Raw genomic sequence first — 22,003 nt, 5'->3', positions numbered from 1 at the left:
AATTACCGAACACAAAAGGTCTAAATTGATAGGAATACCTTCATATTAAAACAGATTTTGATTTAGTGATTACATCTCTTGCCAATGCTTTCTTTCAGACCAATTTAGAAACAGGACTATTTGTTTGGAAGCCCACACCAAAAGAGCAAATATTTTTAAGCAAAATTAATATTAATAATCAAGAAGAAGCCCTTTTAAAATGTACGTTGTCAGGAGTAAAGATTTAACAGCAAATCAAACCAATAATATCAATTGTTCTCGCCAGAAATGCCAGGATCACAACTGTAATTTCATCCCTAATTATCCCAAAATTTTATTTATTTTGTCTGATGGGATTATTTATTTTTACCAGTAATTTTGTCAACTCCTTTTTTATACTGCGTTCTGTCATCATTCCGGCCAGCATCCCGCCAAGCCCGCAAAAAGTTAAGACAGGGGCTGTAAATGGTAACATTCCTGCTAAGGCTATAGCTGCTCAAGCTCCACCAGCCAGCCCTACTCTTGCCCCAGCTTGATTATCCTTAAACAGTTTAGTCTTTTTTATGTTGTCGAAAGGTTTTGAGTATTCTGACATCGATTATTCTCCAAATCAGGATGCCGATATTACAACACAGCTTTCGGGAATTGTCTATATACTGATCATCATTCATGCCATCGCTAAAAGCGAGGGAAGAATGCTGACACTAGGTTAGAATTGCGGTAACGCACCATAAATTCTTATGCTTGGTTTTTGTCATTTTAATGGGCGGAGTCGGACTCGAACCGACATGAGGGGCTGCCTCGCCACATTTTGAGTGTGGTGCGTCTACCAATTTCGCCATTCGCCCTTGGCATTAGTTTTATCATTATAACCCATTTTTGGCCCCTTTAACAAATTGTGATAATCGGGGGAACTGGCCCAACGATCGATTTCTCGCGCACGCAGGACGGGGAGGGGATGGGTTAACTGTTGGGTTTGCAAACCCTTTAACATTTCGCCCATTTCCGAGGCACTGACGGCATCGTAGGACTTGGCCTGATCGATAAAAGCCTCTAAATTTAATAAAGGTGCGAGACTGGGGGAACCTCCGGCTAACTTCATTAACACCGACATGACGATTTTTGGGTCTTGAACTGCCAATAAAGCGGATCGATCGCAACTAAACTCGGCGCAGCGCACCCATGCTAACATTCTCTCCTGTAGGGATCGTGCTAACATTGTCCCCCAATTGGGCAGCAATCCCGCCGCTAGGACCATAATATTGGCTAAAGTCAGATAAACGCCGTGTTCACATTTGAGATGACCTAATTCGTGGGCGATTACCGCTTGAATTTCTGCGGGAGTCAGCATTTCAATTAGGGAAGTGTGCATCACCATAAACGGTTTTTTGCCGCGCATGGCGAAGGTATAAGCGTTAGGAACGGGGTTTTGTTGAATGTATAATTGAGGTGGTTCTAAGTCGAGAACTCGGCAAGCTTCTAGGAGGAGATTATGCAGGTCGGGTAATTGTTTTTCCCCCACCAAAACACTAGCAGCAATATTATTTAGGTAAAAGAATTCCTCAGCGACGGAACCTAACAAACTTCTCACGGCTATATCTAAACCGGGCAACTGTTTAAGGGAGTTAGTCGCCTCTAGGTCGATGGGATGCCGAAAATCATTGGCTTTTAAGCCTAGTAATAACTGTTTTGATAATTCCATATTCTTATTCATTTAACCAAACTTTGACGCGTTCTAAACTTTTCCAATCGGGTTTTCTAGCTAAACCATCGGCGATATTTTCATCCACTTCTTGGCGAACTTCTTTGTTTAAACTAACTAATTGTTGCACCAGTTCGATATGTTCTCTAACTCCGGCGGTTTTGGTTTCTAACATAGCCAAAACCAAATTGATCCGGTTTTGGGGGGAAACTTTATCGAGTTTAACGGCTTTTTGGGCGGCTTTTAGGGCTAATTCCGGTTTATCGGTGAGCATATATAACCAAGCCAAACAGGACCAAACGGCGGCATTTTTAGGAGTGCGATCGCTTAATTCTTTAAATTCTGGCAATAAACTGGCAGCGTTTTCTCCCTGTTGGTAGCGTTCTAAACCTTGTTCGAGGGTAAAATTGGCGATTTCTGTCATTTTCAGCTAGGGGGTTAATCAAGGAGCAAATCTAACGGTGATCGGCGTATTACACTGTTTTAGTACAATTTGCCTTTATTTAGTATTCTAGCAAAATTTGTCCCCTTGTCAGCAAAATTTTAAAAGACGATGCCGCGTTCTCGCCAGATCATCAATAGGCCACTCATCGAAACGAATAACATCACTGCTTGTTTAAATTGCTGGGGACTCATTTTTTCTAAAACTTTTTGTCCTAACCAATTGCCTGGCCAGGCTGCTAATCCTAACAATAAACCGTAACCAAGAAAAGGCAGATGTAAAACTCCAAAGGCTGCGTAGGCGATTAATTTGGCCACATGAACTACTACCATGTGAACGGATTTCGTTGCCACCATTGGTTCTTTAACTAGCCCATAGTTAATATAAAATAGGTTCATCATCGGGCCGGTACTACCGACTAATCCTGACAGGAAAGCGTAGATAAATCCCGAGGGCATAAAATACCAAGTTTTAATCTCAAAAAAAGGATTTTCTTGTTGGGGAAATAATTGTTTAAGCGAGGATAAAACCAGAAAAATTCCCAAAACTAGCGGCAACCATTTGAATTGTAAATGGGCAAACACAAAAGCGCCGAGGGTAGATCCCATAATTGCCCCGGGTAAATACCACACCGTCGAGGGCCAGTCAATGGCGCGCCAATACATTCCCATGCGTTGGACATTACCGATTAGCATCCCCGTGGTCAAAACCGGAGGAATGACGGCAGCATCGAGAAACCAACCTAAAACGGGGAGTAGAATCAGGGGGCTGCCCCCACCAGCAAGGGTACTAAAAAACCAAGCTAGACTACCTGCCAACATCAAGGTAACAATGATCATCGAGTTGTAAAGTTAATTCACAAAGAGTTACTTAATCTATTATGATATCTTCTTTGGGATCTTCATCAGTATAATGCCATTCCACATTCGGCATAGCCTCGAAAGCTTGCCGGACGTAATCCTCCCAGAGTTTCCGCATTTTGGCTAGGTAGGGATCTCCTAGACGCAATTGTAACTTATGACGTAGGCTTAGGCTATTAGCTTCATACATACTCAAATAGATAGGCGGTCCGACAGAAATATTCGATTTCATGGTCGAATCGATGGAAAGTAAGGCACATTTAGCCATTTCCTCTAGGGGTGTATCATAGGTAATGGTGCGATCGAGAATCGGTTTACCGTATTTAGTTTCACCTATCTGTAAAAAGGGCGTTTCTTTGGTGGCTTGAATATGATTTCCCTGGGAATAAATCAGGAATAATTGCGGGTCTTCTCCTTTAATTTGTCCCCCAAGAATAAAGTTACATTGGAAATCAATATTATCTTGTTCTAGCCAAGTCCTTTCCCTAGCTTGTACTTGACGACTTTTATCACCGATATAGTGGGCCATATCGTAGAGATGAGTCAGAGAATGGAGACTTTTATCCTCTTGATTGTGCAGATCTCTTTTTAGTTCGTGAATCACGCCTTGGCTAATCGATAAATTCCCCGATGTGCAGACCATAATTACCCTTTCTCCCGACACCGAAAAGTCAAATAATTTCCGATAGGCCGAGATATAATCGACTCCCGCATTCGTGCGAGAATCCGCCCCCATAACAATGCCAAAACGATTGATAATTCCTAAACAGTAAGTCATTTTCAGTTGTCAGTAATCAGTGAACAGTAATCAGTAATTAGTAAACAGTAAACAGTAATTAGTGAAGAGTGAAGAGTGAAGAGTGAGCGGTGAATAATATCATTTAAAGCTTAAAACTTAAAACTTAAAACTTTAATCTGATCACTAATCACTGATAACTAATCACTGATAACTAATCACTGATAACTGATAACTAATCACTGATAACTGATAACTGATAACTGATAACTGATAACTGAATTAAGCCATAACCATACCACCATCGACGTTAAAGACTTGACCAGTGATATAAATAGCGGCGGGATCTGCGGCTAAAAAACGCACCATGCCGGCGACTTCTTCCGGTTTTCCGTAACGGGAGAGGGGGATATATTTGAGAATTTCATCTGCTTTGAGGTCATGAGTCATATCAGTTTCAATAAAGCCAGGGGCCACGGCATTAACAGTGATGCCTCGACTGGCAAATTCCTTGGCTAAAGTTTTCGTTAAACCGATAACACCGGCTTTAGCGGCGCTGTAATTAGATTGACCAGGATTACCCATCAAACCAGATACAGAAGTGATGTTAATTATGCGGCCGCTTTTCTGTTTTAACATCAATTTACCGACGGCGCGAGTGCAGAGAAAAACCCCGGTTAAATTGAGATCGATGACCGCTTGCCAGTCTTCTAATTTCATTCTTAACATTAGCGTATCCCGGGCAATACCGGCATTATTAACTAAGACATCAATATGACCGAATTTTTGCTTGGTACTGTCCACTAAATTATCCACTTCTTCGCTTTTAGCCACATCTGCTTGTAGAGCTATTGCCTTTCCCCCGGCCGCGGTAATTTCTTCGACAACGGCATCGGCAGCACTACTAGATTTAGCATAGTTCACCACTACAGTAGCACCCTGGCTGGCTAATTCCAAGGCGATCGCTTTACCGATCCCTCGCGAGGCCCCGGTTACTATGGCTACTTTGTCTTGTAAATGCTGGCATTCTGCGGGTAATAGTTTCATAATTTTCTGCATTCCCCAAATAATCGTCAAATCTCAAGAGAAAACTTTGTACTGATAACTTTGCTCAAAACAATTCATTATCTCACAAGCGGGTTAATCTGACCGCAGCAATCCTCAATGGCGATCGCTCTGTCCCCACTTTCCTGTATAGTATCAGGGGGAATTGGCCGCCACTAATTGATCGAGTTGTTGCTGCATCAAATAACAGACTTTCTCATAACATTCGCGTACATAACGGCGGTCCCGGGCCGCTTTTTTGCCGTAACGTTCAAAAATAATTGGGGGACAAACCCGCGTCTGTATCGCTACGGGTAAGGGAATATTCGGCAAGGGACCGATAGCTAGTCCCCAGGGTAAACCGAAATAGATGGGACAGGTCCCGGGGTCAATACCGAAAGGCCAAGGCATACCCTTTTCATGTAATTCTTTTAATTGAGGATAAATATCGTCGAGGACAAACAGGGTCGAGTGAGCGCCGTGGGAGATGGCGGGAATAATCGGCACTTCGTACTGTAAAGCTAGTTTAACAAAAGCTTGATTACCGGCAAAATGAATTTTATTTCTTAAACTGTGGGGACGGAAAACATCCGTAGCACCTCCTGGATAAATTAGGACACTAGCGCCACTATCCAAGGCAGCGATCGCCATTTTCGGATGAGCATGAATAGCTCCCATTTGGGCCACTAGATGCGCTTGGGATGGAAAAAATCGCCAGACTCGCGAATCCATCAAACCATAGACTAAGCGATCGCTGCCAAAGCGTTGAAACCAATCATACATCATCATAAACATATCGGGAGCCGCTAAACCGCCGTTATGGGAGCCGATGAATAATACTTGTCCTGAGGGGGGAATATTTTCCCAACCATCGGTTTCGACGCGAAAATAATGGTGATAAAACCAATCCAGAAGGGGGACAAATTTTTCGATCACTTGCGGATCGCGATCCTCTAATGACCAACCAGTGAGGGTATCAACAGGGGCCTTGGCTGCTTGTAGGGATAATTCGGCAAAAGTCGCCGTAGATGAGACAAAAGAACTAAAAATCTGCATTGATGCCCAGTTGATAATTTAAGCGCATCTTAATTATCGCAAATTTCGGTTAAAAACCCCATCGTTTGAGAACGGCTTTCCTTGATGATTCTATCATCTTTAATGTCTAATCTTCACAGTTGAACCAATTTTTATCTAATAACTGTTCTAAACTGTAAGGGCATTCTGAGGGAAAATCGCCAGAAAAACCAGTTTTTTGTTGAACATAATCGAAAGCATCCTGATAGATTATCGGTAATTCCTCAGCTAAATAATTCTGTAAATTCGTCGTTAAATATTTTCTTAATTGCGTGCGAAAACTGATAATTTCTGCTCGCCAATGATTCCGATTTATTTCTGCTTCTGTTGTCCAATAGTGTAAAAGTAATAAATGCCTGATCACTTGTTCAAGTAAGCTACTGACTCGGTTTTTATCTCTTTTACTCAAGCTTTCTAATTCCTCAATTAAATGGATTACATCTAATTCATCTAAGCGATTTTCCTTGAGGATTTTTATTGTTTCCTCTAACCAAAGGTGTTGATCAATTTCGTAAAGTAGGGGCAGGGTTTCTCCTCCCTCTACTTGCCAGGGATTCTGATTTAAAGTTTTCATTGGGTTGTTGGCGGTTTTTAATAGGAAATAAGCACCCTCATATATATATTAGGCCACTTTCTCCTAATTTTGATAGTGACACGGGAAAAATCACCGCGCAGGCACCCCATACAAATTCTGACATACCATATCATTCCAAGGACAAGGGTTCTTGACACAGTCAGGCAAGTTCAGATATCGTTGCAGGGATGAGATGGTATTTTGTAGTTTCGATATTTTTGCACTTATTTCGTCCATCTTTTTATTGATTGAAATCAGCTGTTGTCCAGCATATTCATACTCACGTTTTATTTCCTGGTCTTTAGGATGTCGTCTTCCACCGTTTTCGCGAGGATATACAACTGTATAACGCACAAACAATGGATATAATCTCCTCCTCTCCTCCTGCCAGTCCGAGAATTTCTTCTCCAGTTCTTTTATTCTATCTTCTAGCTGTTTTATTTCCCGTTCGATCCCCTCAATTTGATAAGTAATTTGTTTTCTTTCTCCCGGTTCCAAGCACCGTTTTGATTGAGCCAAAATAATCTGGTTAATTGGTTCAGCTTTAGCATTGTTACCGAACAAGAGCAGAGGAGTCGTTGCTAAAGGGATTTTTAAAAGGATCAATGTCTACGACATTGATCCTTTTAAAATTTTTTGAATTTTCATTAGTTTCACGGTTAGTCCGTTATTTCAATTCAAAAAAGATGATTTATCTACAGCTAAGTGTTAATAATCACTAGCTGTGGTAATTGTAACACAGACAGACACCAAAGACAACTACTATAAAATAACTTTACATTTCTTTTATCACTTTTGGAAAATGCTATGCTTGTAGATAACTGAACTTCCCCCATACATATATACTATAATAGCCGAAAACCCTTATCCATCAATGGATACGCCCCTTAACTTTTCTTAATGTACCCATGTAATTTGTAACATTTCTTAATGGACAAGAATTCTCTCTATTTGCTAGAATGATAGCCATGTATATAGAAAAAGTTCCTAACCGTAATTCCCCCCCCGCCGTTCTTCTTCGGGAGTCCTACCGAGAAGGAGATCAAGTCAAAAAAAGAACCCTGGCCAATCTCTCAAAATTACCCGATGATATTATCGACAATCTGAAACTGGCTCTTAAAGGCGCAACACTGTCCATGACTGAAGGCATTCCCAATCATTTTGAAGTGATTAGAAGTCTTCCTCATGGTCATGTAATGGCTATTTTAGAGACGATTAAAAAATTAGGTTTAGATAAAATAATCAGTGAAAAATCCTCACGAATCAGAAACTTAGTGGTGGCGATGATTGTGGCAAGAATCATCAATCCTAAATCGAAACTAGCCACAGCGAGAGGGTTTAATAGCGAGACTTGTAGTCAGAGTTTAGGACAATTGTTAGACTTAGAGAAAGCCGATGAAGACGAATTATATAACGCCTTAGATTGGTTATTAGAAAAACAAGAGAAAATTGAGAAGCACCTAGCAATTAAACACTTAGAATCAGGAACATTAGTCTTGTATGATGTCACTTCTACCTACCTAGAAGGAAATGGTTGTGAACTGGGAAAATATGGTTATAACCGAGATAAAAAGAAAGGGAAAACTCAGATAGTTTTTGGTCTGCTCTGTTCAGCCAAGGGTTGTCCGATAGCGGTAGAAGTATTTGAAGGAAACACTTCAGACGGTGCTACTTTAAGCGGACAAATTGAGAAAGTCAGAAAGGGTTGGGGGATTGAGAATGTTGTCTGGGTAAGCGATAGAGGAATTTTAACCAACTCGAAAATCAACGAATTAGTAAAACCCATAGAAGGATTAGACTATATTACTGGTTTAACTAAGCCTCAAATTCGGAAACTGGCTGAGGTAGAAGTGATTCAATTAGGATTATTTGATCAGGTAAACTTGGTGGAATTTGAGAGTGAAGATTATCCCGATGAAAGATTAATTGCTTGTCGGAATCCCTTAATCGCCCAGAAAAATCAACTACAAAGAGAGGCATTATTAGAAGCGGTAGAGAAGGAACTAGATTTGATTGTTCAGGCGACTCAAAGGGAGAAAAGAGCTTTAAAGGGTCAAGATAAGATAGCTTTGAGAGTGGGCAAGGTTCTTAATCAGTTTAAGGTCAATAAATACTATAACCTAGAGATAACAGAGGAAGGCTTTTCTTATCAGCGTCAGCGGGAATTAATCGCTCAAGAAACGGCTTTGGATGGTGTGTATGTGTTAAGAACTTCTCTGGAGTCAACTTTGATGGATGCAGCGACGACGGTTAAAGCTTATAAAAGTTTGTCTCAAGTGGAGGAGGCATTTCGCTGTTATAAGTCAATTGATTTAAAGGTACGTCCTATCTATCATTATCAGGGTGATAGAGTCAAAGCTCATATCTTTTTATGTATGTTGGCTTATTATGTGGAATGGCATTTAAAACAGTGCTTGGCTCCTTTGTTATTTGAGGATGAAGAAATTGATGATGGTTCTCTGAATGTGATTAAAGCGAGTCGCAGTGAATCCGCTCAGTCTAAAGAGAGAAAAAAACGGAATCAAGAGAACCTCCCTGTGCATAGCTTTCGGACTTTGTTGGAAGACCTGGGGACAATTTGCTTGAATACAGTGGAATGTACGATTAGGGAGGGAAGTTATCGTTTTTCTAAGATAACTCGACCGACCCAACTGCAACAAAAAGCGTTAGATTTATTGGGAGTTTCCCTGATTTGTACCCAGTAACGGGGCGGCGGAAATTCTCTTAATCCCTCCTACAGCATAGGTTATGGCCTTTTGTCAACGGGGAAGTCCAGATATATTACCACGCCTGACTATATCTGACTATATTTGTATTGAAACTTTACAATACTAAATCCGGTTATTAAAAACTGATTATTTATTCCCCCTTTTGCATGAGTGCCTCTCCTGATAAGTAGCCTATACTCAACGGATTTAGCATAGGGTTTGCTGAATAATGGTAAAACCCTTTTAAAATAAGGCTTTTGACCTGTTAAAATCCGATGTTCATGCTGCGAAAATCGGATTGGGACTCTCAAAAACCTTGCATTATCCTTCCTTCTTATAATACATATATTGGTACAAAAAGAGAGGGCAACAAAGCCTGAAACTCCCGACTCCTGACGACCGGCTACTGACTCCTGACTCCTTAACCCGACCAACAAACTTTTTCAGCACACCCTAGTATAAAGGCTGTAGGCTGGAGAAACCTGACTCGATCTATGAGCGTCAGCTATGCCATGAAAAGAACGATTTCCCGGATTGTCTGGATACTTCTCTCCCTAGCAGCGATCGCTCTAGCGGTTTTTCTGTTCAGTCCGCGGCCTGTGGAAGAAGCCAAGGCTGACTACTGGATCATGAGTCGGTTAGCGGTCAATCAACCGGGCTATTTTCCCCTAAAGCAATCCCTCGATCCGCGATGGTATCGCCCGATCGCCCCCTGGATCGGTCGCCTGATTTTGCCAAAACCGGAGGAATATTCGGCGACACCTGGGGAAGATTGGACTTGGTTGCAGGTTTACCAAGCACCCCAGCCGGATTTAGTCGGTCAAAAAGTTCGTTTAGGTTGGCGGCAATCCCCGGCACTGGCTCGATATTTAGGACTGGTTACTAAGGATATTCGCTTCACCCCGGAGGCGATCGAGAGTGAAAAACAGGGAAATATCCTACCGACTCGCTTGAATGGTCGTTCAGGGGTCGGACCACTGCAAGCACTGGCCGGATCGCGACCGCTCGATGATGTGGTGGTCAGCTTTCCCGATGCAGAAATCGGGGAAACGTCATTACAAGTGGAGCGAATGCCCTTGATCGTTACTGGGCGCTTTGTGGCATTGGTGAAAATTATCGGCGAAGCTCCCCCCCGAACCTCCAGCGACATCCCCAAGGTTTGCCCCGGTTCACCCCCCTGTGGCAGCGAACTTTTCCGAGTGCAACACTATAACCGCGACAGTGGAAAATTCGACGGCAGCTCGGAAGTGATCCGCATTCCCCAACAACCCTTAGTTTCTGGAGGACGTTTTATCTCGACCCCTCGACAGTTAGCAGCAGCAAGCGAAGGAAAGGAGGGCTGGTATATCTACGGGGCGCAGGGACGGGATAACCTCTTTACCGTTCAAGCGCTCAAACCCCGATCGCTGTTTCAACTGCAGCCGACGGAAACCCTGACTGGGCTGCGATCGGGCCAAGATTACATCACCCGTGGCACTTGGAACGATACCCCCGCCCGCAAAGGAACCGCCAGTCGGGTAACAGTCCTGCCGGAGGGTGAAAAAAAATCATGGAAAGAGGGCGATAAAGGCATAGGAATTCATCTGTTCGGCGGAATCGGCGGTAAAAAAGGCGAATCAATACAATTGGCAACGGTAACGGGTCATTTTTCCTATTTTCTCTACGAAGTGATTCGGGATGCCCAGACGGGAGAGCTGCAGTGGCAGCTCGATTATGATCAGGTGTACGCTCACAATCCCCAGGGGATTTTATCGGGATATCAGAGTTGGGCGAACTATACAGGTAGTTTAGAGCGGGGATGGCTTAATTCCCGACCCCTATCCGATGCGATCGTGAAATTAGACCTATTGGAGGATTACAACTTTGGCGGGGTTTCTCTGTCCCCCCTGACAGAATTCCGCAAGCAGTTAGAGATCATGATGGCTCGCTACCGGATCGGGGACGGGACCGGGGTTTCTAGTGTTACCCCCGCGACTTCCTGCGTCCAGGACTCGAATCAGGCCCTTTATATCACGATCGCTACCCTGCGCCACCAGTTTGAAACCGATCCGCAGATCGCCGCTTGGTTGACAACCCATGCCGATGACCCAGAAACTTTGCGTTTTCAACGTTTGGGACAATTGGGCGATCGTTTGGAACAAGTATTAGCTCCCCGGGGGGTGATCCGGGCTGATTGGCGGCAAAACGCCGAAATTCTCGCCGGTATCACCGATAGTCGCGGAAAAGGCTTGATTCGGGAAAATACACTGGCTAACGCTCTACTAAGCTGGCGATCGATGTTACCGCGAGGCAGCAATGATGTGATCGGTGAGATTTTCCTGCGGTCAGGAGCTACTCTCTGGTTCCTCCGTACTAATCAGGTCGGGGGAGCGATGCCGGAGATTTTACCCCTCGCACCGACCAAGTTATTCGGGGAAATGCCGATGATCGCGCCGATGCTCCGTCGCAGCCTGGGAGCGATCGTGCTGCCCCTTACCGGTCGGGATTGGGGGGTGACGGCGATTGGATTGGGATTATACGGTGCGATCGCCTTAACTATCGGTTTCTGGTCGGGTTTTTTACGTTGGCGCTCCCCCGAACGGAGACCGTTAGAGATACTGAAAATGCTCGTCTTTTGTTTTTTCTCCCCGGCATTGTGGGAGGAATTCGTCTTTCGGGTGCTGTTAATTCCCCATCCCGAAACGGCAACTTCCACTGCTAACCTGATCCTCTCTGCTCTGGTCAGCATCACGCTTTTTACCGTCTATCATCCCCTCAATGCAATTATTTTTTACAAAAAGGGCAATCCGACTTTTTTTCAGCCTATTTTCTTGATTTTAGCGGCTTTATTGGGATTAACTTGCACTGTTGTCTATTGGCTGACCGGTTCTCTCTGGACGATCTCGGTGGTGCATTGGTTAGTGGTGGTGGTTTGGTTGCTGTTTTTGAACGGTCTATCTCGACTGACACGGCGATCGAAGCGTGGCAGTTTTTAATCTTGTCTCGATCGGACAATACCTTAGCTTACTGCCAAGAACTCTATCAACAGGGAGAGAAAATGGAGAAATGGGCGGATTGAGAATTACAGTATGTAGAGCGGAGTGGAAAAATCGGAGGGAAGATGCGAACAATGGATAGGTTAATGACCGGGGAGTACCGACGACTATCTCAGAAAACGGCAATTTGGGTGGCAACTTTGTGGGGATGCCTCTGTCCAGGATTAGCGATCGCCGGAGTTCCCAATGGAACTTGGCTTTCTCAACCTCAAATTCGGTTTTATTCCTCCACTAATACCCTCGGCCAGGTCATGAAAGACATCCAAAGCCAAAACTATAAGGTGGTCTTCCTGGATTTTCGGGGGGTGTCCGATGAGGTACAGCGGCGGGTGACTTGGGAGGCGCGAGAGTACAAGTTAATGCCGGTGGTCTGGGTTCAGTCGCCCCAGTATCGTTCCCTGACCGTCGCCGGACTGATCCACGAGGCTCGCCATGGCGATGGGATTCAGGTCGATGACCATTTTTTTGCCCATTATTCGGAGGAGGAGTTCCAGTCTCTAGATTTTCAGTACCAGAAACCGATTTTTTGCAGCATTCAGCCATTTCAGGCGGATTTAGTCAAGCGCGGTCGGTGCAATCAGCTTGACGTTCAATGTTATGCCACCCAAAATTTTCAGAACTGTATCGCCCTGGCCCAAAGACTCGGTGCGGTGGTGAGTTTGTCGGAGCGAGATACTTTTAGATATAGAGAGCAACTGGGAGCGCGGCCTTTCAACGTTTTTTTATGGCCTTACAACTATTTTCCGCCCACAACAAAAAATCTCTTTCATGCGGTGATTACCTTTCTGGGGGAGCATTATGGGGTGGGAAAGGTGACGGCTAAGATTATTCACCCCAGACCTTTTTAGCTGAAATGATTTATCGAGTATTAAGTAGGTAGGCGTTAAAAGTTGTCAGATGCCCCCCTTATCAAGGGGGGCAGGGGGGATCGGCACCCCCCTTATCAAGGGGGGCAGGGGGGATCGAACCTAAAATCCATTTTTAATTTAATTATAACCAGCTACTTAACACAGAACAATTACAGATTAGATAAACCAATTTTCAATCATTAAACCCTTAAAATCTTTAAAATCATCAACATTATTGGTAACTAAACTCAAATTGTTTGTAAAAGCAATAGACGCTATTTGACCATCAACAAAAGCAGGACTTTTACCGACTTTAGACAGCCTTGACCTTTCCCGTGCGTGATATTGGGCTGATTTTAAGTCATAATCGAATAAAGGTAGATTGGCTAAAATAACGTTATTTACATAATCCTCTAAGTCTTGGCGTTTTTTAGACAGAGGAAGTCGAAAACAACCAAATAATAGCTCATGGATTACCAGAGTAGCTGTGGCTATTTCCCGTTTAGATAATCTTAGCTTCGTCATGACCTTCTGATTCGGGTGAGGTCGTTTAGCCTCTGACAAAATATTAGTATCTAGCAAATATTTGAGAGTCATAAACGAACATCTCTCCCCGTTGAATTGTCGCGTAAATTATCAAAAGTATCATCATCAAGACTTGCCAAATCTACTCTTTGCCTAAAATCTTGCAAGGTTGACCAAAAATCATTAACCTCTCTAATTTCCACTAATACCTCTTCATTATCAGGAAAATCAACTTCCTCTAATAACTCAATATTTTTGCCTTTTTTAATTCCTTTAACTAACATAATATCAACTCCTTCTAAGCTTAACTAGCTACCAGCAAAAATTCTTTCATCAATAAAATTATAGCACTTAATAGAATAATTTACGAGAGAGCCAAAAATATGAGATGCACCCGATAAATAACCACTGAATGGATAGGTTTATGGGGATAGCGTCAATAGAGTCTGGTGGCATAATCTAGCATTCTACAGGGAATATCTTCCTTAGGGTCGGTTTGGAACTTTTTAACACCCTATCCCCAAAAATAACAAAAAGAGTTTTATTCGGGAAAGGGTATATCTAAACTCATTTGTTGTCCTTGGGTTTCCCTTTGTTTTTCGGCAGCTTTCAGGACTTCAAAGGTGAGGATAACATCGAGACGTTTTTTCTGTTCAAGGATTTCTTGTACCGTCACAATCTCAATTTTATCCACACTTTGACTCATGTAACGACCGCGATAAATTCCCGCAGATTTGGCTGTTTGAACCATATCTTTGCTAGGGGGTTTCAAGGTGATAAATATACCCAGGGCTGCCCCTTGTAGTGTCATAGTTCCCTGTAGATCTCTGATGTCTCCTGATTTGACATTACCAGATTTTACTTGAAAAATAATTTTCTCCCGATTGTCTTTATCTCCCTGAAAATAGGCAATAGCATCGATTCCTTTATCTGCCCCTTTTTTGTCATTAATCACAGCCCGGTTATTACTATAGGTTAAAACCGCCCATTTCTCAAATTCTTTGCGGGTACGATCATCGGGTTTAGTGGCTAATGCTTTGGCTGATTCTATATCTTTGGGAATACCATTCAGTTCAATTTTATCTAAAACATTTTTACCAAAGGAGTCCTCTAATCGCTTTAACATTAAGCTAATACTCTGATAGGTTATATCAATTCCAATCCAGTTTCTCTCTAATCTCTCTGCTACAGCGATAGTCGTTCCACACCCACAATAGGCATCTAAAATTATGTCTCCTTTATTACTACTTGCTTTGATTATTCTTTCTAACAATGCCTCCGGTTTTTGTGTGGGATATCCTAATCTTTCAGATGCTTGTGAGTTAATTGGAGGAATATCATTCCATAAATTTGTCAGTGGTACTCCAGGCATTTCTTCTAAATACTGCTTTAATCTAGGAGTACCATTTCTTGTGTAATATAATTTATTTTGTTCTTCGTATTTCTGCATTGTTTCTATAGGGCATCTCCACAGCTTTTTAATTCCTTTCCAATCATAGTTATAACCACCACCTGACAGTCCACCAGCAGTCAAATCTCTATCTAAAAATCTTCCTTTGCCATCTTGATGCTTATAATATTTTTTCAGATATTCTTCTGAATATGGCTTAAATTGTTGATTAAACATCAAAATTCGCTTGGAATATAAAAAAATAACATCAGTGGTATTAGCAAAAGTCTTGGAATCTGAATGAGCAGATGTTCTTTCCCAAGTAATTTCAGCAATATAATCACCCCCCTGAGAGCAAAAAATAGTATCTAAAACTATTTTTAAATAATGACTAGCAGTAGGATCGCAGTGGAGATAAAAGCTACCGGTAGATTTTAAAACTCGATGGATTTCCACGATCCTCAGAGTCATACTCACCAGATAAGCGAGAAGACTACCTTTACCTAAAACTTTGGTTAAACCGTCAATTAAATCGATAGTCTGACTGGTAAATTTACCTTGATAGTTGCTTTGAATTTCTTCTAAAGCTTCGTTAGCGTGATTATCCCATGTCCAGGTATCTACAAACGCTTGTGCTTGTGCTTGATCTTCCTTGCCTAAGTTGTTATAAATTTGGTTGTAATTGCGTTTAGAATTAAAGGGTGGATCGATATAACAAAGATCGATCGATTCATCTTTGATATATTTCCGCAGCACTTCTAGGTTATCACCGTAGTATAGTTTATTGACCATAGAGATTGGGGGGATTGACTGCATTCTCAATTGTATTATTATTCCCCCTTAAAGAGGACGAATGCAATCGCTCCAGAGAATAATATGATTGTACCAATAGTAGAAGCGCATCATGTGCGCTCAAAATTTAATTTTCTTAAGTCTATCTTGCCTGAAAATGAGGGGGTCGCAGGCAGGCACGGATTCCTATTATATAAATAAGTATATGTCAAGTGCTGGGATTTTGTCAAGAGGAATTAAGTAGCTGGTTATAATTAAATTAAAAATGGATTTTAGGTTTGATCCCCCCTTAGTCCCCCCTTGATAAGGGGGGTGCCGATAGGCGGGGGGATCCCCCTTGATAAGGGGGGTGCCGATAGGCGGGGGGATCCCCCTTGATAAGGGGGGTTTGATCCCCCCTGCCCCCCTTGATAAGGGGGGTGCCGATAGGCGGGGGGATCCCCCTTGATAAGGGGGGTTTGATCCCCCCTGCCCCCCTTGATAAGGGGGGTGCCGATAGGCGGGGGGATCCCCCTTGATAAGGGGGGTAATCTGACAGTTTTTAATACCTAACTACTTAGCAATCCCCAACTAATCAAGGATTACTCAGGATACTGACCCGGACTTTTTCGCCATTTTGCAAAGGTTTACTACTATTAACGACGAAACGCTCCCCCGGTTCAAGTCCGGTGATAATTTCTACTTGACCGTCGAGCGCTTGACCGAGACGAACGGGACGTTTTTGCACTTGCGAGTTAGACTCGGAAAGGACGAAAATGGCTGGGGATTCCCCCTGACTGACAATTGCTGTTTCGGGGACAATCACCTGAGGGGCAGAATTATTATTAAACCGCACCCGGGCCAATAATCCCCCTTTAATTAAACCATCCCCATTGGGTAGAGTAATCTCCACGGGAATCCGCCGGGCCGTGCCTTGGCTGAGGGGAAAAATCCTGTTGATGCGACCGGAAAAATTTCTCTCACCGAAAGCATCAAGGCTGACATTAACCGTTTGTCCTAAATTAATCGTTTTTAAATCCAATTCCGATAATAATACTACTACCTTGACCTGTTGAAAATCACCAATTTTGAGGACTTCATCGCCGATACTGACTAAATCCCCCGGCTCTTTTAGTTTTTCGATAACTATCCCCGTCGCCGGTGATTTAAGAATAGCGTAGGCCTGACGTTGTTGTTCCTGAGCGATGACCGATTTTTGGGCGGCAATTCTGCCGATAATTGCCGCCACCACCTGTTCCTCGACTTTAATTCTCGATCTCGCGCTATTAACGGCTTTTAAAGCCACTGCCGCCGTGGTTTGGGCTGTTTCGCCCTGTTGCAGGGGAATCGCTCCTTCTAGGGCTAATTTTTGCAGGCGCTCGCCATCATTTTTGGCCTGTTGGTATTGTAGTTGTAGGCGCTCCACTTCAATTTCAGCGTTACTGACTTCAATTCTCGCCCGGGCTAATTCCGCTTCTAGGGCGGACAGGGCGGCTTTTTCTTGCCGGACAACGGTGGCAAGGAGACGATCATCAACATGAGCGAGGATTTGTCCTAATTGCACCTCATCTCCCACATCGACGACGAGATTAAGTAACTGACCGGTGGCTTGCGATCGCAGAGAAACTACTTTTAAAGGTCGGGTAGTTCCCGTGTAATCGAGATTGCGTCCGATGGTTGCCAGTTTAGCGGTGGTGACGTTGACGGTAGTAGTACGGGCCGCTGGTGACGGTGGTTGGGTTTCGGTCCCGGGAGAACAACTCGCGCTTAAGGATAAAATAACCAGAGCGGAAAGGATAATCGGAGTCGATCCCATGGCGATAATCTTGCTAGAAAGCTGCTTTTGAGTCGATGGTCGCTTATTCCTCGTCCCAAGCTTCTACCGCTACCACTTCGCTGAGAGGGTCTTGCATGGAGAAACCGAAATCGAGCAGCTCTTGCTTCCAGTATCCCCACTCATCTCCGTATAAAAGAGCCAGTTTCCAGATACTATCGCTAGGTTTGACTACTTTTGCATCTATCCACTTGCTAGCCTTGCGTTGAAACTTCACCATCGGGTGAGCTACAGCTTGTTTGGTCATAAATTCAATTGCTATGAATACTTCGGATTTTGCGCTTCCCGACTAAACTAACTCAAGACTAAGACTTTTGCCATTACAAAGGAGCGAGAAGCGCGTTTATTAACTTACTTTTACACCATATCTGTGGTTTTGGGCAAGTCTTTTTAACCAAAAGTACGGTAATTACTACTATAGATTAGTATAACCGGAGGCCACAATCATGGAACCGATGCCTCGATCGGTGAAAATTTCCAGTAAAAGGGCGTGGGGAAGACGACCATCGATAATATGAGCGGCCTGAACTCCCTGAGCCAGCGATCGCACACAGCAGCCAACTTTGGGAATCATCCCGCCGGCAACGATACCTTTTTGAATCAACTCCCGGGCTTGTTGGATATCTAATTTAGCCAATAAAGTGGAAGGATCCTTGTAATTCTCTAAAATTCCGGCTGTATCGGTCATCAAAATCAGTTTAGCCGCCCCTAAAGCCGCCGCTATTTCTCCGGCTACCGTATCGGCATTGATATTATGAGCTTGGCCGGTTTCATCGGCGGCCACACTAGAAATCACGGGAATATAGCCACTATTGACCAAGGATTCGACGACGCTAGTATCGACACTGCTCACTTCTCCCACAAAACCAATGCCCTCTTTACCCACGGGACGAGCAGTGATCAGACTACCATCCTTACCGCATAATCCTACCGCTTTACCGCCGGCTTGATTGATCAGGGCCACAATTTCTTTATTGACGCGCCCCACCAGCACCATTTCTACCACATCCATGGTGGCGGCATCGGTGACGCGTAAACCGTCTTTAAATTGGGGTTCAATGCCCAATTTATCCAGCCAACTATTGATTTCAGGACCGCCACCGTGGACAATCACGGGACGAACCCCCACACAGGAGAGAAAAACGATATCTCGCATGACCGTGTCTTTGATATCGCTGTTATTCATGGCCGCACCACCGTATTTAACCACGACAGTACGACCGCGAAATTCTTGTATATAGGGTAGGGCTTCGCTGAGGATTTTCACCCGTTGGGCATCGTTTTCCTGGATATTATTATTCATGCGTTTTTTTACCTGTCTGATTCAGTGACCAGTTTAGCGGTTTCGGGTTTGACAAAAACTGTTCACCTTGAACGGATTGCTAGAAAGTCTTAGAACTACAGAATTTTTCGACACAACGGACAAAAATCTCGACTCCCATGGTTAACACCGATTCATCAAAATCAAAACGGGGATGATGGTGGGGATAGGCTAATCCTAATTCGGGATTGGCGGATCCCAAGAAGAAATAACAGCCCGGTACTTCCTGTAAAAAGAAGGACATATCTTCCCCTCCCATGGTTTGACATTCGGGAACGATTCCGGCTGGGGTTTCCACCACTTGTGCGGCGATGGAGCGCACTAATTCCGCCATCCGATCATGATTGATTACCGGGGGATACAATTGCCAGTAATCGAATTGATAACTGGCCCCGTGACTTTGACAGATGCCCGCGATAATTTCTTCCATCCGTTCTCGGAAATAGCCCCCTAACTGGGGATTGAAATAGCGCACCGTCCCACTGAGATTAGCACTATCGGCGATCACGTTTCTAGCGCTTCCCGCCGCTAATTTACCCACAGTCACCACGGCGGCATCGAGGGGGTTAAGGTTGCGGGCGACGATGGTTTGCAAGGCGTTGACGATTTGGGCCGCCACCAGTAGTGAATCGACGGTTTGATGGGGAATTGCCCCGTGGCCTCCCCGGCCTTGAATCTGGAGATCGAAACATTCCACCGCCGCCATTAAAGGCCCATTTTTTACGCCCACTGTCCCTAAAGGCAGATTATTCCAGAGGTGTAGCCCGATAATTCCCTCCACGTCGGGATTTTTCAGCACTCCCGCTTCGATCATCGGTTTCGCCCCCCCCGGCCCCTCTTCGGCGGGTTGGAAAATAATTTTTACTATCCCCTTGACATCGTGACGGTTTTGTGCTAGGTAAACTGCTGTACCGAGGGCGATCGCTGTGTGACCATCGTGACCACAGGCGTGCATTTGGCCCGGATGTTGGGAACGATAGGGGACTTGGTTTTCTTCGGCGATCGGTAGTGCATCCATATCAGCCCGCAGGGCTAAAACTGGCCCCGGTTGACTGCCTGCGATGGTGGCGACAATTCCGGTGCCGGCGATACCGGTTTGATGGTCAATTCCGTATTTAGTCAGGGTTTGACTGATTAAGGAGGCGGTGAGATGTTCTTGAAAGCCTAGTTCTGGTTTTTGGTGTATTTGTCGGCGCCAGTGGACTAATTGCGGCTGTAGAGAACGAATAGCAAGGCGAATTTGAGGGCAATTTAAGCTATTGGGGACAGGAAAGGAGGAAATCATCGGGTTCGGACGGCTAGTTTTTTTGATCACTGGTTTCTAGTTTAACTTCAGGAGCCACAGGAGGCAGGAGGCAGGAGACAGGAGACAGGAGACAGCTTTGTTCTCCCCACACCCCACACCCCACTCCCCACACCCTTCTTTACAAAACTTCATCGTAATTTGAGCGCCGGAAAGGGCAATCCTTGGGCAATAGGGGAAGGGAAAGCGGGAAAATATAAAAAAAAGCTTAAATTTTCTATCTTGCTGCCCTTTATACCCTTAAAGCCTTGCTGTCTCTGATTTCCTGACGGTGAGAGGCTTTGAGCCATGTCAGGAATTGATGACCAACTCGATCGAGTCATTGTTAAGTGACCGTTACAAAAAGACAGCAAAAAACTTAATAATATGTAACAAACAAAGTTTCGACAGCAGTGTATAAATTTAACTTGAGGGGCCAAGATAACAGACAAAAGTTAAGCTGGATACTTGTTTAACCTCCTTAGGTGATTTATGAGAGAGCCGTGAAGTTTTTTCAGGTTTCTTGAAGTAAATCGCAACAATCACGGTCAAGGCTCGTCCAGACTCACCGTGAAATCCCTTAAGAGGGAAAATTTTAATTGCAAGCAAATCCCATTTAAATTTAGGAGATTGTCACAATGTTTGACGCATTCACCCGGGTAGTATCCCAAGCTGATGCTCGTGGCGAATATTTAAGCTCTTCGCAACTAGACGCTCTCAGCGCCATGGTTGCCGACAGCAACAAACGGATGGACTCTGTTAACCGGATCACCAGTAACGCTTCCACCATCGTTGCCAACGCCGCTCGTAGCCTGTTCGCTGAACAGCCCCAACTGATCACCCCCGGTGGTAATGCCTACACCAGCCGTCGTATGGCCGCTTGCTTACGCGACATGGAAATCATCTTGCGCTATGTTACCTACGCTACCTTCTCTGGCGACGGCAGTGTTCTCGATGATCGTTGCTTAAATGGTCTGCGCGAAACCTATGTAGCTTTGGGAGTACCAGGAGCTTCCGTAGCTGCTGGCGTAAGCAAAATGAAAGAAGCTGCTTTATCCATTGCTAACGATCGCAACGGTATCACCCCCGGCGATTGCAGTGCTTTAATGTCTGAAATTGCCAGCTACTTCGACCGCGCCGCCGCTGCTGTCGCCTAGTCCCTGGGGCTAGTCTCAATTAAACCGTAGGAAACTTATTGCAAGATTATTGGGAGATACCAAAAAATGAAAACCCCCCTTACCGAAGCCGTAGCAGCCGCTGATTCTCAAGGTCGTTTCTTAAGCAGCACCGAAATCCAAACTGCTTTCGGTCGTTTTCGTCAAGCTTCTGCTGGCCTCAGCGCCGCTAAAGTGTTGACCGAAAGAGCCAATTCTTTGATCTCTGGTGCTGCTCAAGCCGTGTACAACAAGTACCCCTACACCACCCAAATGCAAGGGGCTAACTTTGCGGCGGATCAACGCGGTAAAGAAAAATGCGCTCGTGACATCGGTTACTACCTCCGCATGGTGACCTACTGCTTAGTTGCTGGTGGAACCGGTCCGATGGACGAGTACCTCATCGCTGGTATCGACGAAATCAACCGCACCTTCGACCTGTCTCCTAGCTGGTACATCGAAGCCCTCAAATACATCAAAGCCAACCATGGTTTAAGTGGCGACCCTGCGGTAGAAGCCAACTCCTATATCGACTACGCTATCAACGCTCTCAGCTAGTCCAATCGAAAAAACTGCTGGTCTGGAAAGACAGGAGGTTGTTAGCAAAAGGGTTAGCAATCACCTGTTCTTCCAGACCTTGTTATATCCATCGTCAAGGCGGCCAGGTAATCGAACTGATCCTCCCCTAGTTTTGAGGGGTCAGAAAATGATCATTTTTTTGTAG

21 protein-coding genes and 1 tRNA gene are annotated in these 22,003 nt (G+C 44.4%); 5 read left to right on the top strand and 17 right to left on the bottom strand.

Annotated features, from left to right (window positions below; translation table 11 throughout):
- Nucleotides 1–742: 742 nt before the first annotated feature.
- From ACQY1X_RS02450 to ACQY1X_RS02410, 9 genes are all read right to left on the bottom strand, one after another.
- Nucleotides 743–827 (bottom strand) — tRNA-Leu (locus tag ACQY1X_RS02450).
- Nucleotides 806–1,693, bottom strand: coding sequence for a M48 family metallopeptidase (locus ACQY1X_RS02445; protein ID WP_002754507.1), 888 nt, complete (start codon nt 1,691–1,693; stop codon nt 806–808). Before ACQY1X_RS02445 ends, ACQY1X_RS02450 begins: the two co-directional genes overlap by 22 nt.
- A complete protein-coding gene (locus tag ACQY1X_RS02440; protein WP_430013894.1) occupies nt 1,686–2,105 on the bottom strand; it encodes a tetratricopeptide repeat protein in 420 nt (139 codons plus the stop codon). The genes ACQY1X_RS02445 and ACQY1X_RS02440 overlap by 8 nt, the downstream gene beginning before the upstream one ends.
- A gap of 119 nt (nt 2,106–2,224) precedes the next feature.
- Nucleotides 2,225–2,962, bottom strand: a complete 738-nt coding sequence (locus ACQY1X_RS02435; protein WP_002735178.1) for a sulfite exporter TauE/SafE family protein — start codon at nt 2,960–2,962, stop codon at nt 2,225–2,227.
- A 31-nt stretch (nt 2,963–2,993) separates the two neighbouring features.
- Nucleotides 2,994–3,761, bottom strand: coding sequence for a UDP-N-acetylglucosamine--N-acetylmuramyl-(Pentapeptide) (locus tag ACQY1X_RS02430; RefSeq protein WP_002737281.1), 768 nt, complete (start codon nt 3,759–3,761; stop codon nt 2,994–2,996).
- A gap of 240 nt (nt 3,762–4,001) precedes the next feature.
- On the bottom strand, nt 4,002–4,778 hold the full coding sequence (gene fabG / locus ACQY1X_RS02425; RefSeq protein ID WP_002775997.1) for a 3-oxoacyl-[acyl-carrier-protein] reductase: 777 nt from the start codon (nt 4,776–4,778) through the stop codon (nt 4,002–4,004).
- Nucleotides 4,779–4,919: 141 nt separating this feature from the next.
- Nucleotides 4,920–5,819 (bottom strand): lysophospholipid acyltransferase family protein, encoded by a 900-nt coding sequence (locus ACQY1X_RS02420; RefSeq protein ID WP_002737483.1) that lies wholly within the window; start codon nt 5,817–5,819, stop codon nt 4,920–4,922.
- A gap of 106 nt (nt 5,820–5,925) precedes the next feature.
- Nucleotides 5,926–6,411, bottom strand: a complete 486-nt coding sequence (locus ACQY1X_RS02415) for a DUF29 domain-containing protein (RefSeq protein ID WP_002737591.1) — start codon at nt 6,409–6,411, stop codon at nt 5,926–5,928.
- A 90-nt stretch (nt 6,412–6,501) separates the two neighbouring features.
- Entirely contained in the window at nt 6,502–7,017 is a 516-nt protein-coding gene (locus tag ACQY1X_RS02410; protein ID WP_069475255.1) for a hypothetical protein, read from the bottom strand.
- Nucleotides 7,018–7,379: 362 nt separating this feature from the next.
- Between ACQY1X_RS02410 and ACQY1X_RS02405 the strand changes: the two genes are divergently transcribed.
- From ACQY1X_RS02405 to ACQY1X_RS02395, 3 genes are all read left to right on the top strand, one after another.
- The gene (locus tag ACQY1X_RS02405) at nt 7,380–9,116 is read left to right on the top strand and encodes an IS1634 family transposase (RefSeq protein WP_430014637.1); all 1,737 of its coding nucleotides are present in this window, start codon (nt 7,380–7,382) and stop codon (nt 9,114–9,116) included.
- Between the two features lie 497 nt (nt 9,117–9,613).
- Nucleotides 9,614–12,094, top strand: a complete 2,481-nt coding sequence (locus tag ACQY1X_RS02400) for a CPBP family glutamic-type intramembrane protease (protein WP_430015338.1) — start codon at nt 9,614–9,616, stop codon at nt 12,092–12,094.
- A 125-nt stretch (nt 12,095–12,219) separates the two neighbouring features.
- A complete protein-coding gene (locus ACQY1X_RS02395; protein ID WP_430015337.1) occupies nt 12,220–13,002 on the top strand; it encodes a hypothetical protein in 783 nt (260 codons plus the stop codon).
- A gap of 177 nt (nt 13,003–13,179) precedes the next feature.
- On the opposite strand, the gene ACQY1X_RS02390 is transcribed toward ACQY1X_RS02395, so the two are convergent.
- From ACQY1X_RS02390 to ACQY1X_RS02355, 8 genes are all read right to left on the bottom strand, one after another.
- On the bottom strand, nt 13,180–13,599 hold the full coding sequence (locus ACQY1X_RS02390) for a type II toxin-antitoxin system VapC family toxin (protein ID WP_002736619.1): 420 nt from the start codon (nt 13,597–13,599) through the stop codon (nt 13,180–13,182).
- On the bottom strand, nt 13,596–13,811 hold the full coding sequence (locus ACQY1X_RS02385) for a hypothetical protein (protein ID WP_002736470.1): 216 nt from the start codon (nt 13,809–13,811) through the stop codon (nt 13,596–13,598). Before ACQY1X_RS02385 ends, ACQY1X_RS02390 begins: the two co-directional genes overlap by 4 nt.
- Nucleotides 13,812–14,068: 257 nt before the next feature.
- Nucleotides 14,069–15,709 (bottom strand): DNA methyltransferase, encoded by a 1,641-nt coding sequence (locus ACQY1X_RS02380; protein WP_430013891.1) that lies wholly within the window; start codon nt 15,707–15,709, stop codon nt 14,069–14,071.
- 574 nt (nt 15,710–16,283) lie between these two features.
- A complete protein-coding gene (locus ACQY1X_RS02375) occupies nt 16,284–17,504 on the bottom strand; it encodes an efflux RND transporter periplasmic adaptor subunit (RefSeq protein WP_430013890.1) in 1,221 nt (406 codons plus the stop codon).
- Between the two features lie 43 nt (nt 17,505–17,547).
- On the bottom strand, nt 17,548–17,769 hold the full coding sequence (locus ACQY1X_RS02370) for a DUF4327 family protein (RefSeq protein ID WP_002749922.1): 222 nt from the start codon (nt 17,767–17,769) through the stop codon (nt 17,548–17,550).
- 168 nt (nt 17,770–17,937) lie between these two features.
- Entirely contained in the window at nt 17,938–18,825 is an 888-nt protein-coding gene (argB, locus tag ACQY1X_RS02365) for an acetylglutamate kinase (RefSeq protein ID WP_272105005.1), read from the bottom strand.
- A 79-nt stretch (nt 18,826–18,904) separates the two neighbouring features.
- Nucleotides 18,905–20,128, bottom strand: a complete 1,224-nt coding sequence (locus ACQY1X_RS02360) for a M20 family metallopeptidase (RefSeq protein WP_430015720.1) — start codon at nt 20,126–20,128, stop codon at nt 18,905–18,907.
- Nucleotides 20,129–20,277: 149 nt separating this feature from the next.
- Nucleotides 20,278–20,469 carry a hypothetical protein gene (locus ACQY1X_RS02355; RefSeq protein ID WP_133158939.1) on the bottom strand — a complete coding sequence of 64 codons (192 nt, stop codon included), beginning with the start codon at nt 20,467–20,469 and terminating at the stop codon, nt 20,278–20,280.
- 294 nt (nt 20,470–20,763) lie between these two features.
- On the opposite strand from ACQY1X_RS02355, the gene ACQY1X_RS02350 reads away from it, so the two are divergent.
- Nucleotides 20,764–21,282 carry a phycocyanin subunit beta gene (locus tag ACQY1X_RS02350; protein WP_002735500.1) on the top strand — a complete coding sequence of 173 codons (519 nt, stop codon included), beginning with the start codon at nt 20,764–20,766 and terminating at the stop codon, nt 21,280–21,282.
- A 66-nt stretch (nt 21,283–21,348) separates the two neighbouring features.
- Complete coding sequence (gene cpcA, locus ACQY1X_RS02345; RefSeq protein WP_103113198.1) at nt 21,349–21,837, top strand: phycocyanin subunit alpha; 489 nt, start codon at nt 21,349–21,351, stop codon at nt 21,835–21,837.
- Nucleotides 21,838–22,003: the final 166 nt, after the last annotated feature.

The organism is Microcystis protocystis FBCC-A270 (assembly GCF_050500235.1).
Lineage (GTDB): Bacteria > Cyanobacteriota > Cyanobacteriia > Cyanobacteriales > Microcystaceae > Microcystis > Microcystis ichthyoblabe_A.
Note: the sequence above shows the minus strand (reverse complement) of the source record. Positions and strands in the feature narration are given on the sequence as shown.

What these genes read in the sequence shown, in the direction of transcription:
- ACQY1X_RS02445 (WP_002754507.1), bottom strand. Translation starts at nt 1,693, where the DNA reads ATGAATAAGAATATGGAATTATCAAAACAGTTATTACTAGGCTTAAAA.
- ACQY1X_RS02440 (WP_430013894.1), bottom strand. Translation starts at nt 2,105, where the DNA reads ATGACAGAAATCGCCAATTTTACCCTCGAACAAGGTTTAGAACGCTAC.
- ACQY1X_RS02435 (WP_002735178.1), bottom strand. Translation starts at nt 2,962, where the DNA reads ATGATCATTGTTACCTTGATGTTGGCAGGTAGTCTAGCTTGGTTTTTT.
- ACQY1X_RS02430 (WP_002737281.1), bottom strand. Translation starts at nt 3,761, where the DNA reads ATGACTTACTGTTTAGGAATTATCAATCGTTTTGGCATTGTTATGGGG.
- fabG (WP_002775997.1), bottom strand. Translation starts at nt 4,778, where the DNA reads ATGCAGAAAATTATGAAACTATTACCCGCAGAATGCCAGCATTTACAA.
- ACQY1X_RS02420 (WP_002737483.1), bottom strand. Translation starts at nt 5,819, where the DNA reads ATGCAGATTTTTAGTTCTTTTGTCTCATCTACGGCGACTTTTGCCGAA.
- ACQY1X_RS02415 (WP_002737591.1), bottom strand. Translation starts at nt 6,411, where the DNA reads ATGAAAACTTTAAATCAGAATCCCTGGCAAGTAGAGGGAGGAGAAACC.
- ACQY1X_RS02405 (WP_430014637.1), top strand. Translation starts at nt 7,380, where the DNA reads ATGTATATAGAAAAAGTTCCTAACCGTAATTCCCCCCCCGCCGTTCTT.
- ACQY1X_RS02400 (WP_430015338.1), top strand. Translation starts at nt 9,614, where the DNA reads ATGAGCGTCAGCTATGCCATGAAAAGAACGATTTCCCGGATTGTCTGG.
- ACQY1X_RS02395 (WP_430015337.1), top strand. Translation starts at nt 12,220, where the DNA reads ATGCGAACAATGGATAGGTTAATGACCGGGGAGTACCGACGACTATCT.
- ACQY1X_RS02390 (WP_002736619.1), bottom strand. Translation starts at nt 13,599, where the DNA reads ATGACTCTCAAATATTTGCTAGATACTAATATTTTGTCAGAGGCTAAA.
- ACQY1X_RS02385 (WP_002736470.1), bottom strand. Translation starts at nt 13,811, where the DNA reads ATGTTAGTTAAAGGAATTAAAAAAGGCAAAAATATTGAGTTATTAGAG.
- ACQY1X_RS02380 (WP_430013891.1), bottom strand. Translation starts at nt 15,709, where the DNA reads ATGGTCAATAAACTATACTACGGTGATAACCTAGAAGTGCTGCGGAAA.
- ACQY1X_RS02375 (WP_430013890.1), bottom strand. Translation starts at nt 17,504, where the DNA reads ATGGGATCGACTCCGATTATCCTTTCCGCTCTGGTTATTTTATCCTTA.
- ACQY1X_RS02370 (WP_002749922.1), bottom strand. Translation starts at nt 17,769, where the DNA reads ATGACCAAACAAGCTGTAGCTCACCCGATGGTGAAGTTTCAACGCAAG.
- argB (WP_272105005.1), bottom strand. Translation starts at nt 18,825, where the DNA reads ATGAATAATAATATCCAGGAAAACGATGCCCAACGGGTGAAAATCCTC.
- ACQY1X_RS02360 (WP_430015720.1), bottom strand. Translation starts at nt 20,128, where the DNA reads ATGATTTCCTCCTTTCCTGTCCCCAATAGCTTAAATTGCCCTCAAATT.
- ACQY1X_RS02355 (WP_133158939.1), bottom strand. Translation starts at nt 20,469, where the DNA reads ATGACTCGATCGAGTTGGTCATCAATTCCTGACATGGCTCAAAGCCTC.
- ACQY1X_RS02350 (WP_002735500.1), top strand. Translation starts at nt 20,764, where the DNA reads ATGTTTGACGCATTCACCCGGGTAGTATCCCAAGCTGATGCTCGTGGC.
- cpcA (WP_103113198.1), top strand. Translation starts at nt 21,349, where the DNA reads ATGAAAACCCCCCTTACCGAAGCCGTAGCAGCCGCTGATTCTCAAGGT.